The organism is Ignavibacteriales bacterium, assembly GCA_016214905.1.
In the GTDB taxonomy this organism is placed as follows: domain Bacteria; phylum Bacteroidota; class Ignavibacteria; order UBA10030; family SZUA-254; genus PNNN01.
In genome coordinates this window covers 544,436-556,645 of record JACRMQ010000007.1, presented here as the reverse complement: position 1 = coordinate 556,645, position 12,210 = coordinate 544,436, and the positions used below count along the sequence as shown (strand labels likewise).

9 protein-coding genes are annotated in these 12,210 nt (G+C 38.8%); 6 read left to right on the top strand and 3 right to left on the bottom strand.

Annotation, left to right across the window (positions count from 1 at the left end; translation table 11 throughout):
- Window positions 1-5 precede the first annotated feature (5 nt).
- Together HZB59_09555 and HZB59_09550 are read left to right on the top strand one after the other, a co-directional pair.
- Window positions 6-893 (top strand): hypothetical protein, encoded by an 888-nt coding sequence (locus HZB59_09555; protein MBI5021671.1) that lies wholly within the window; start codon window positions 6-8, stop codon window positions 891-893.
- A 150-nt stretch (window positions 894-1,043) separates the two neighbouring features.
- Window positions 1,044-2,351 (top strand): hypothetical protein, encoded by a 1,308-nt coding sequence (locus tag HZB59_09550; GenBank protein MBI5021670.1) that lies wholly within the window; start codon window positions 1,044-1,046, stop codon window positions 2,349-2,351.
- Window positions 2,352-2,431: 80 nt separating this feature from the next.
- Here HZB59_09550 and HZB59_09545 read toward each other — a convergent pair whose 3' ends face one another.
- Together HZB59_09545 and HZB59_09540 are read right to left on the bottom strand one after the other, a co-directional pair.
- Window positions 2,432-3,316 (bottom strand): hypothetical protein, encoded by an 885-nt coding sequence (locus tag HZB59_09545; GenBank protein ID MBI5021669.1) that lies wholly within the window; start codon window positions 3,314-3,316, stop codon window positions 2,432-2,434.
- A gap of 114 nt (window positions 3,317-3,430) precedes the next feature.
- Window positions 3,431-4,189 carry an SIMPL domain-containing protein gene (locus HZB59_09540; protein ID MBI5021668.1) on the bottom strand — a complete coding sequence of 253 codons (759 nt, stop codon included), beginning with the start codon at window positions 4,187-4,189 and terminating at the stop codon, window positions 3,431-3,433.
- Between the two features lie 607 nt (window positions 4,190-4,796).
- On the opposite strand from HZB59_09540, the gene HZB59_09535 reads away from it, so the two are divergent.
- Window positions 4,797-5,243, top strand: a complete 447-nt coding sequence (locus HZB59_09535; protein ID MBI5021667.1) for a hypothetical protein — start codon at window positions 4,797-4,799, stop codon at window positions 5,241-5,243.
- Window positions 5,244-5,318: 75 nt separating this feature from the next.
- Here the strand turns inward: HZB59_09535 and HZB59_09530 are convergent, their stop codons facing one another.
- Window positions 5,319-9,392 (bottom strand): InlB B-repeat-containing protein, encoded by a 4,074-nt coding sequence (locus HZB59_09530; GenBank protein MBI5021666.1) that lies wholly within the window; start codon window positions 9,390-9,392, stop codon window positions 5,319-5,321.
- A gap of 355 nt (window positions 9,393-9,747) precedes the next feature.
- Between HZB59_09530 and HZB59_09525 the strand changes: the two genes are divergently transcribed.
- The 3 genes from HZB59_09525 (at window position 9,748) to HZB59_09515 (ending at window position 12,207) form a co-directional block, all read left to right on the top strand.
- Entirely contained in the window at window positions 9,748-10,470 is a 723-nt protein-coding gene (locus HZB59_09525; GenBank protein MBI5021665.1) for a hypothetical protein, read from the top strand.
- Window positions 10,471-10,606: 136 nt separating this feature from the next.
- Window positions 10,607-11,170 carry an SPOR domain-containing protein gene (locus tag HZB59_09520; GenBank protein MBI5021664.1) on the top strand — a complete coding sequence of 188 codons (564 nt, stop codon included), beginning with the start codon at window positions 10,607-10,609 and terminating at the stop codon, window positions 11,168-11,170.
- A 122-nt stretch (window positions 11,171-11,292) separates the two neighbouring features.
- Window positions 11,293-12,207: a DUF362 domain-containing protein gene (locus tag HZB59_09515; protein ID MBI5021663.1), complete on the top strand. Its 915-nt coding sequence runs from the start codon at window positions 11,293-11,295 to the stop codon at window positions 12,205-12,207.
- Window positions 12,208-12,210 lie beyond the last annotated feature (3 nt).

The following is a 12,210-nucleotide window of genomic DNA, read 5'->3' as shown; positions in this document are numbered from 1 at the left end:
GTTACATGAAGATTTCTTTCAAATATTTATCGCCATTATTTTATTTTTTTGCGTGGCATGCTTCTATCTCTTTTGCTCAGAACATAACGATACAATTAATTCCTTCAGATATCCCGGACGGGCAAATTATACGCACAGTGCAATACGACCATAATTCTCTATGGGGTTATATAAATGGAGGGGCGGATATTTATCTTGAATATGGTTTTATGAAAGTTACCGCACAAGAGGTCAGGATTGATTCATTTCATTTCAAGGTAGATATATACGAGATGAATTCACCTGAAGCTGCATTCGGAATCTTTTCAGTTTCACACAAAAAATGTCCCGGCAATGATTCGCTTGCACAATTCGTTTGCTCTTCATCTCATCATCTGCAGTGTGTATCGGGGAAATTTTACATCTCAATTATAAACGACAACGGTATCGAGGAAGAGCAAAACATAAGCCGGTTAATTGCCGGAAAGATTTTGTCAAAATTGCCGCTGATAAAATTGGAACTACCATCATTCTGTAAGGCGGAATTATTATCTCCGCACATCGATAAGCTCATATTTATTAAAGGAAGATTAGGTATTGAGAACGGCATACCCGATTTGGCAGATGTTTTCGATGATGTTAAATCGTATTCATTTTACTTTTTACCGGTTGAGACAGATAGCGGAATGATCAACATAACGCAAATTACAATCGATGCACGCAGCGATCGAGTTCGTTTCTTTAAGAAACTTGGCATTCAACAACCCGATCTTAATAAATCCTCACAACTGATTATCGGTAAAAAAATAAAATGGTGCCGCAGGTTATCTTTGAAACAATTTATTTATGTTGAATCAACATTGGAGCTAAAAGTAGTCACTCCTCTTATAAAGACCATCGAATCGATGAATTAGGCGATGATTATCGTAATTGCATATCGAAATAAAATTTTATTTCCCGAATGTCAACCTTAGCATCATTTGTTTCGTCTAATTTAAGTTCTGTTTTACCAACAAAATATATTTATATTAACCTCATTTAAATTATTCATTGGAGTATACTTAATGAGTATTAAACATTTCTCTCGATTTATCTTGATCGTATTATTCATCGGGTGCTGCATCATGCAGAGCATCGCACAAGAGCAAGCTGATACTACTGAGACAGAGCAAAAAGATGCTGTCAGAATTTTTCTTGATTGCAGTAGCTGTGATCGCGATTACTCGCGCCGCAATCTAACTTTTGTCAATTTCGTAAGAGATCCTGCCGATGCACAGGTTCATGTCTACACAACATCTCAACGGATGGCAAACGGCGGACAGGAATACACGATCAATTTCATCGGGAAAGAAAAGTATGCGGGTGTAAACGACACTCTTGTTTACACATCAAAAAAATCGGACACGCAAGACAACATCCGGCAGGCACTTGTGAACACGATTCAGTTAGGTTTGATCAGGTATGCGGCACACACCCCGATTGCCAACCAGATTTCAATAAAATATTCGAAACCCGAAGCACAGGAAAAGGTAGTGGATAAATGGGATTACTGGCTTTTCAGTCTGAGCGGTAACGGCATGTTCAACGGTGAAAAATCGTACACAAACGAAAATTTGTTCTGGACTGTTTCGGCAAACCGTGTAACCGCCGAAACGAAAATCAATCTTTCCTACAACGGTTCGTATTATCAGCAGATATTTTATGATGCCGACACAATATATTATAAAGATTATTCCCGTTCGCGCAGTTTCAGCGGTTCTTTGATTTTCAGCATAAATGACCATTGGTCATATGGTATTTTCGGCTCAAGCTCCGCCTCCACATATAGAAACCTTGACTTTGGCGCGACTGTTTCACCTGCAATAGAATATAATATTTTCCCTTACAATGAATCGACACGAAGAGTTTTACGTTTATCATACCGCCCAACATTCGAATACGCCGATTATCATGAAGAGACCATTTACGATAAAAAGTATGATCGTTTGTTCAGCGAAAATCTTTCTCTCACACTCGACCAAAAACAACCTTGGGGGTCTGCAAGCATTTCTTTGCATGCATCGCACTATTTTCACGACATTAAGAAATTCAATATCGGAACATTTTCGTCGTTATCACTGAGAGTAGTTGAAGGATTATCGGTAAATTTATTCGGAGATTATACTATTCAACGAGATCAGCTGTCTCTTGCAAAGGCAGGCTCATCGGATGAAGAAGTATTGCTGAGAAGAAAAGAGCAGGAATCAAAATACAATTACTGGGTTTCGGTCGGATTAAGTTATAGTTTCGGCTCAATATTCAACAACATCGTAAATCCAAGGTTCGGCAATTCAGGAGGCGGCGGATATTCGATATCCTTTTCTGGTGATTAGTGATAGGTCAGCGGGAAAAAACAATTTTCGCAACACTATCGCTGATAAACCTGTTCGCTGTAATATTCTTGTCGCCGCGATCAACTTTTTCTCTTAAAATTAAAAGTCACTCTGTAATCCTCTGCATATTTTATTTCGAGATTCCAGCCCGCGTTCGCCGCCCGATCGTGCCAGATAGTTTCAAAGATCTGCTTGTACTCGTCTATTGAGATTTTAGGTTTCAAGTGCGCGGCAGTAAAGTAAATAGAAAAGAAATGTGTATTTAAATTGATGATCGCTTCATCATCTTCGAGCTTCACAAGTGTAACTTCGTTGCCTCTCAGCTTTGCCTGTTCCCAGCACAGATAAAGAATAAATGCTCTATGCGGATTGGCAAACGGCACCCATGTTTTCGCCCCAACAAAATATCCACCGCCATCTTTTAGCATATTCAGAGCATGTTCCTTACCTTTTTCTTCAGCGACAGGCAGATAAAAATTGAGAATAACAAAAGACCAGTAAATCTCTTCTCGCGCCCAACTCTTCTGTTGTTCTGAAACATCCGGGAAATCTGAGACCGGCAGTTTTGAAAGTTTATCTAACCGCACAAAGATTGCCTCAAGATGCTGGAAATACCACCGGGAGTCTTCGATGACAAACGAAAAACAATATGATATCTTTTCACCTCTGGTACTCCACGGGATAATGTACTGTATTCGATTTTCAATTCGAATCACCTCCGGTTCAGTGGCCCAATCTTCCGGCGATGCTTGCGTTCTGACGGAATCTAAATATCCAAGCAATATTGATTTGTACTCATCGCCAAGTTGTTTGTGCGGACGGATTCTTTCAACAGCCATCTTGCCATCTTTAACAGCACCGATGAACTCTTTCCAAATGCTCAGGTCATCCTGACTGTAAGCAAAACCATAACAGAAAGAAGTTACAAGAAGCAATATGAAAGCTAAATATATTCGACGAATCATAGAGCCACCTAATTCTTAAAGTTCAATTTAGCATTAATTCCAACATTGTTATTTTGTATAATGCGCAGTACCGATGAGAATATTTAGTAAAAAAGGGTAAGGTAATCTATCTCTTTACTCAATGGAATATTCAACCGATACTACAACCCGAACTTTCTTAAACAAATCACTGATTCCGGAACCGTAATAGTTATTCTCTGCCTGTGCGCCAGACACTTCGTCCCGATCAACAATAGTGAATAAACCCTGACTCGCTTTTCTCATCTTGCCAAGATTTGTGTTACTTTCCTTCGCAAATTCGAGGGCTGCGTTTTTTGCATTACCTGTAGCTTCGGCGAGCATGGCTGGCTTTATTTCGTTGAGTTTAGTGAAAACGAAACGAATTCCAGTTCCCTGCCAATCCTCGGTGGACGAGATAACAACGCCTGCACGCAGCAACTCATCTGTCATGCGACTCACTTTCTGAACATTATCAACATTATTGGAACGGACCTGGATGATTTTTGTGATAATATACCGGAGTTCCTTTGTGTTGCCTGTGGAGCCATATTCCTTAGCTTTTCTATCGCTCACCTGCAAACCTTTCTGAATAATCTCATCAGAATTGATGCCATTGTGAGTCAAGAATTGAATCGCCTTCGTTTTCGCAGAATCAATCAACCTGCTGCCTTCAGATAAATCATCGCTGGCAACATTTAATTTGAGAGACCAGACTGCAAGATCGGCTTTCACCTCACGCTCTGAGAATCCTCTGACAGAAATATATCTGTCTTCATTTCTGAATCTCTCTATCGACCTTCCGATAACGAATGCGCTGACTGCAAGACCCAAAAATATGATACACGCGAATAGTATTGTTATTTTTTTATCCATGATTAATCTCGATTTAAAATTGAGTTACGATTATTTTTGTCGACAACTGAGGAGGATACTTTATTTAAATTTGAAAACTTCTGATTCATCTTTATGTTTGTCTATCGTCGTAAGTTTTTTTTATTTACTCACACCACTCTCATAATTCAATAATCAAATCTCTATACGCGTGAGATCTCTGTATATCAACCTATATCTTCGTGATGTCTAAATTATAAAACATCCGTCTAATTGTTCCGTACATAATAACAAAAATATTCTCGCATGTCAAATAATGTAGTAGCGGATCATTTTTATCCGCTATCTTTTTAGCGGAGATCCGTATTTTTAATATCCCAACAACACCGATCTCGATAATTGATAAACAGTAGCCGCAATCTCCTCCCGGCATTAACCTGAGATGATTGCGTTCTTCAGCATACAACGCGGACATTTTTCTTGAGACAGCAAAAAAAAGTCCGCGGCTACATCGTATTTTGCTAAACCAACAATCCCTCTCCCCGAATGGGAAAGGGATTACAGGGAGAGGGTCAAAAGGAAACTTAGATTGCAAATATCGCCGTAAAATTTTATAATATATTCATACTCAATCATAGAGAAAAGAAATATGTCGAAAAATTACGATCCACCTATGCACTCTGCAGAACATATAGTCAACCAGACAATGGTGCGTATGTTCAACCGCGGAAGAAGCATAAATGCTCATATCGAAAAGAAAAAATCGAGAATTGATTACAACATCGACCGCGATTTAACTGCAGAAGAGAAACTTGAAATTGAAAAGCGTGTGAATGAAATCATCAATTCTAACCTGAATGTAACCGAGGAATTTATATCACGCGAAGAGGCGGAGCGGATGTTTAATTTAAATAAACTCCCCGACGATGCCGGCGAACGTATACGCATAATCCGCATCGGCGATTATGATGCTTGTCCGTGCAGTGGACCGCATGTCAGCAATACTTCCGAGATCGGAAATTTTAAAATCTTATCTACAAGTTTTGAGAATGGATTTTTGAGGATAAGGTTCAAGTTGGATAAAACCGAGAGTTAGATTGTGAAATTCCAAATAAAAAACCCCAACTCTTGATACAGTTGGGGCTTGAATTCATCTGAATATTTTCAAAGCTTACTTCAGCAGTATCATCTTCTTTACTTCTGAAAAGATATTCTTTTGATTTTGAATATCTACGGCAGTCATGTTGTAAATATAGACACCGCTCGGTAATTTGATGTTGGAATTGTTTAATCCATTCCATTGAACGGATTGATATCCTGCATTCTGAACTTCATCTACCAAAGTGATAATTTCTTCACCAAGCAGATTGTATATAGTCAGATTTACCCTGCTATCAACCGGCAACTGATATTTTATAACCGACGTCGGATTGAACGGATTGGGATAATTTTGCATCAATGCATATTGTGACGGAATATTTTTCGGCACAACATCATTAACACCCGGCGCGGAAGGGGGTTGTTCGCTTGTAGGAATAATCCTGATACTGTTCGAAGAAGTATTATTTCCTGACGCTGATAGAATTAATTCTCCGCTCCGATCTGCCTTTACCCAATATCCTTTTCCGGGTTGAATATTATCAGTTATAAAATATCCGTTACTGAATCCAAAAAAATTAGATGTAACTATTCCGGGCGGATTAGAGGTAATACTTGAAACCGCTAATGCCTGAGATATCGATCCTATCAAATTCCATCCTTGAGTTACAGAAATAATTTGAAGAGGTTGCAATACACCGCCAAGATCTAGTGTCTGAACGCCTGAAAATTTAACCCAATATCCAATACCATTAGAAAGTACGGGAGACTCGATGTACTTTTCATTATATGCATATGCAGTAGAAATTGCCTCTGGAAAAATGGCTGTTTTCTCGTAATTTTCCATCTGGAATGGCACTGATACTAAGTTCCATCCATTGGCAACCGCAAGTTGCATAGCTATCTGATATGGATCAAAGTTGGCTGTGATTACCTTATTGCCGTCCATTGTAACACTAACCGGATTTGTCGTCCCAACATAGTCACCCGACCAATCACGGAAATGATAACCAAGATCTGCCTGAGCTTCGAGCTGAACTACAGATCCATGATCATATGAAAGTTGATCAGGATTCTTTATAACAGATCCGTGTGTTACGTTGACGGTCAATGTATAAGTATTGATCGCGAAGTTGGCTGTGACAGAAACGTTTGCCTGAACATTCGTCTCCGTTCTTGCTGCTGTCAACACTCCATCACTCCAGTTAACAAAATGATATCCGGTATTCGGAACTGCCGTTACCTGTGTACCATTTCCACCATAATTGACTGTCTGCGATATTGTTCCGGTTATTGTTCCGTTCGAACCTGCTGTATAGGTTAATGTGTAAGTGTTGATAGCAAAGTTTGCTGTGACAGAAACGTTTGCTCGAACATTTGTCTCTGTTCTTGCAGCAGTCAGCACTCCATCACTCCAATTGACAAAATGATATCCTGTATTAGGAACTGCTGTTACCTGAGCACCGTTTCCACCATAATTAACTGTTTGAGATAGTGTTCCGGTGATTGTTCCGTTCGATCCGACAGTGTATGTCAATGTATATGTGTTGATAGCGAAGTTGGCTGTTACACTTACATTGGCAATTACGTTATTCTCCGTTCTTGCCGCTGTCAGCATTCCATCACTCCAGTTGATAAAATGATATCCGGTATTCGGAACTGCCGTTACCTGTGTACCATTTCCACCATAACTGACTGTCTGTGACAGTGTTCCGGTTATTGTTCCGTTCGATCCTGCTGTATAGGTTAATGTGTATGTGTTGATCGCAAAGTTAGCTGTTACGCTTACATTGGCGGTTACATTTGTTTCCGTACGTGATGGTATTGTTACTCCATCACTCCAGTTGACAAAATGATATCTCGTATTCGGAACCGCCGTTACCTGTGTTCCGTTTCCACTATGATTAACTGTTTGCGAAATTGTTCCGGTGATTGTTCCATTCGATCCCGCTGTATAGGTTAATGTGTATGTGTTGATCGCGAAACTTGATGGATTCACTGATCCTGTAATATCTCCTGTCCAATCGACAAAGTGATATCCGGTTGAAGGTGTTGCTGTTAACTCGACACTTGTTCCATGATCGTATGTCAACTGATTAGGGTTCTTTGTAACTGTACCGTTTGTCGCATTGACTGTTAATGTGTATGTGTTGATCGCGAAGTTGGCAGTAATCGTATGTGCGGTTGTGACATTCGTAAATGTGAACTCAGAGATTGCACCCTGTGAATTTCCGTCAACAATTACGTTGGTAATATGATAACCGGTATTAGCGGTAATTGAAAATGATTGCTCATTGCCGTAAGGTACTATTACACTTCCTGAGGGTGAAATCGTACCACTGGCATCACTTGCTGCCGCAATGACAAATGTTTTCTTCTCACCTATGGCAAAATCTCCGAAACCAGTTAAACCGGTTATTTTGGTAGTTGTTGAAGTTCTTGTGCCAACATCCGGCAAAGACCAACTTGAGGATAAATATTGTGCTCCATAGAAATTACTTGTGTTCGCGCCCGCATCCACATCACCGGGAACAAATGTAAACGTTGCATCATAATTTGAAAAAACAGTTCCACTATTTGCTAGCGTCCAATATCGATTTACACTTTGTACGTTTGAAAGAGGTGATGCTGAAATATTTGAATGTTCAGAGGCAATAGTTGAAGCGGAAATATCACCCGGGGTTGTAATGTTTTCAAATGAAAGATCAACCGGTGTGTAATTTATAGCATCACCGATCTCGAATTTGAACGTCTGTGCGCCCGTTGAGAATCCTTTTCTTAAATTACCATAAATATATTTCCCCGCACCTGCCCCACTTATAGAACCGGATGATGTCAGGAAAATATTATTCATTCCGGTACTTATGATACCATTGGTCATTGTCAGTACACCATTCACTGTAACATCACCAGATAAATTAATCCCGCTTGTGTTGTCTATTGTAAGATTATTGAATGTGAACCCGGGAATCAACTGGGAAGAAGATCCATTGAAACTGACAGTACTACCAGAAACGGAGAATGAACTCGAACCGGGCGTAAATATCCCCGAAATCCCTATCGTTCCTGTTGAAGGGAATGTACGAGAACCGGCTGAACTGTTAGTCAGATTGTAATATAATAGAGGAGTTATTGTCTGAGCAGTACCCGCATATTCAACCGTGGAATTTGTTCCGAGATTGACACTTGCATAATTTATCGGGAAAGAATTTATTCCCCCAATTTTTATCGTTGCTCCATTTGCTATACTTACACTACCTCCCGCCACTGTTGTGCCGCGGTTCGCCGTATATGAAAGAAGATCGAAGGTGCCGCTATTGACGTTGATATTACCGGTACTTGACGTTGTAGAATTCAATGCAGGTAAATTACCCGCCAATGACTTAGTCATTGAACCTGCAATAATCAGTGTACTATAGTTAAGAGTGTTATCAACTGTTTGGTTAATAGTGCTAGCAGCATAACTAACGATGCTGCCTGCTGCCAGAGTCTTTGTTGTAGCACTATAGTTTCCGGAAAACGTTGACCGCTTGACTAACAATGTTCCACCAGAATTAACGGTCAAACTGCTCATACCTGTGACAGTGCATGCAGGTTCATTTGGATCCAGAGTACCATCAATTACAAGAGTTGTCACTATAATATTCGAATTTAGCGTAAGTGTGCTGCTCGCATTAACAGTCATACTTCGAAATGTTGTTGCACCGGAAAGCAACTGAGATGTTCCTGCAAATACAACAGTCGAATTATTGTTAGTCGCCAGATATGTTCCTGAATTACTCCAGTCCCCAGAAATATTTACAGAGTTTCCTTTAGTTTGTTGGAGAGTACCTCTTGCACCGATTATGAGATTACCATTGATTGTCAGGTTCCGATTATTTGTGCCCATGGTGAGTGAGGAGGTTTTTGTTCCGGTACCGATTGTTAACGAATTACAAATAGCTCCTGAGGTTGAAATAGATGGTTGGTTTGGCCCGGTGAAGTTTGCATCACCGATTATGGCGTTTGTAGTAGCAGTTGGTATTCCTGCCGTCCAGTTTGCAGAATTTGTCCAGCTTGTATTTGAAATTCCAGTCCACGAAGTTTGAGAAATAACTGTCGTAGTTATAAATGCAAAGAAAAATAAAATCCTGTACAAATTTTTCATAAAACTCCTATAGATAATTCCAGATTTTTGATGTCTTTTCAGCATTCTATCTTCTATTTATTGTAATTTATTGTTGTGGTTGAAATTCATTTCAAAAAAAAGCTCATTTTTTTAATAAAACCTGTTTTTTCCGTAATCCATTGTTTTATAATAACATAAGCGTTAGTGACATATTCTTTTCAGTCTTTGATATAATAAAGTCGAAATTGACGAATATACTGTATTTTTAATACATTCGCTTAAAATCGCCCAATTTTGACACCTAACACAACACATGACAACCATCATATCGTAATTTTTCTCGAATATGTATCTTATTGGCGAATATTATACAAAATAAAAAAGGAAAAGTCAAGTGAATACTATAGAAATTCAATACAATTATTTTAAAGACCTAGAGCGCTTGACAAAAACCGGGCTTTACAGTTATCTCTTTATTTTCGTCTGGTTCGGGATAATTGCAACCGTTGGTACAAAAAACATCTTCACTCTAATGCTGTACCCGGAGTTGTGTGAAGTTTTTTTGATTCTCTTAGGTAGCATTAATCTTTTTCAAATTATCAAACTAATTTCTGATAAAATTCAATGGTTGGGGGAATTCCACATATGGCTGGATAATAAACTTTTTCGTTTTCTATATAAATCAAATGAAATCATTCTGAGAGAATTATTGATACTTCTAGAACCAAAAGAGCGATCAGTTTTAGATCAATTGACATCAGATAAACGAACTTTAATTGCACAATCTGTTTTTGCTAAATTATCGGAAGATCAATCGATTTTTGCTGACCTCTTAAGAAGGGGTATATTCCGCTCATGGATTTGGTATTGGATTACAATGTATGGAATTTCAATATTTCTTCTTTTAACAGTTGTTTCGGCGATTAAAATTATTTTTTTACCAACCATCTATTCGAAGGTATTATTTATTTCGATCGGTTCGTTCGCCGGATTACAAATTGTTCTCGGTCTAATTCTTGGATATAATCTTATTAGGGTTACCAAGAAAATAATTCGTGAAATAACTGATCTCCATGGAATTGAAATTATCACACTTTTAAGATCTCAAATGAAATAATCGTTAAACGGTTCTTATTTACTTTTAGCATTATTCCTGCCTTCAAGCGGTCGATCTGCTTACTATTATTATAATTTGACATAATCATAACGATATTGTAAATTGGTAACAATTATATGATTACACCAATATTGATATGCCACTAAATATTGAAAATAAGCAATATGTATCTGCAGATGAAGAATCAGCACCGCAGCCATTCCTCCATCAACCAAAAAAACAATATCATCCGATTAAATATATATTGCTTGGAGGATTTATCATCGCGGTTACTTCTTCTGCGGTATTTTTGTTATATCTCTTTTATTTGAACTTATACCAACCATCAGCAACCGTTGAAACTGTTGTTCTTACTCCTGATAACGAGCAAGGAGAAACTACTGTTCGGCAAAAACCTTCAGACGAATCTGCGGTCACAAAAGAACCTCTTTCAGTTGATCTATCCAAAACGGTACCTCAACCCAGCATAGCAGCTGATTCACGATACACGGTCTACATTGCCGTATACTCAAGCGAAAAATCTGCGACAGAAGAAGTTGTCAGGTGGAATGAAGCCGGTTTTGTTGCCGCTGTAGTAAACGTTAAAAATAATTTTCGCGTCTCTATTGGACGATTTAAATCTACCGCTGAGGCTAACAACTTCGCTGGTCAATGGAGCGATGCTTTTGAATATGGTTATTGGATCGGTACCATAGATTAATTTCCGTCTGCATATTTAATCCTTTCTCCCCTCTATATTACTGGTCTACTTGACAATCTCGACCACGAACGTTAGATTATAACTGAATTTGTTTCTTAACAGTATTATTTAAAAGGAATTTTATGGATCGAAGAGCTTTCTTAGAGAAAACCATTGGCGCTTCATTAGTATTCGGTACATATGCTGCTACCGGATATCCTAATAATTTCTTATCTTCCCCTTCCCTGCTTCCTTTCGATTTAGTTGCAATCAAAGGTGGAGAACCCGATCTTTTATTTGATAAAGGAATTGAAGCTCTCGGAGGAATGCAAATGTTTATCAATAAAGGACAAAAAGTAGTAATCAAACCGAACATCGGGTGGGATGTATCACCCGATAGAGCAGGCAATACTCATCCAAAGTTGATCAAAAGAATAATCGAACATTGCACCAGAGTTGGTGCCAAAGAGGTTTACGTTGTTGATCATACTTGCGACGAATGGCAGAGATGCTACAGCAATAGCGGTATCGAAAGAGCAGTGAAAGATGCAGGGGGTAAAATTGCGCCGGGCAATAGTGAAAGTTACTATCACGAAATAAAAATTCCTAAAGGTAAATCATTGACATCCTCTAAAGAACATGAATTGATTCTTGGGGCAGACGTATTCATCAATGTTCCCATCCTGAAAAGTCATAGCGGGACTTCGCTTACGATTGCCATGAAAAATCTTATGGGTAATGTGTGGGACAGAAGATATTGGCATAGGAACGATTTACATCAATGCATAGCCGATTTTGCATCTTACCGTAAACCAACACTCAATATTGTTGACGCATTTAATGTTATGAAGGCTAACGGACCAAAAGGTGTCTCGGTTGAAGATGTTGTAACAATGAAAGCTCAGTTAATTTCGACAGATATTGTCGCTATCGATGCAGCAGCTGCGAAACTATTCGGATTGAAACCCGACGATGTTGAGTATATTCGAATCGCATCGGACATGAAAATAGGAAGAAAAGATCTTGATAAGATGAATATAAAGCGAATAAATGTGTAATCC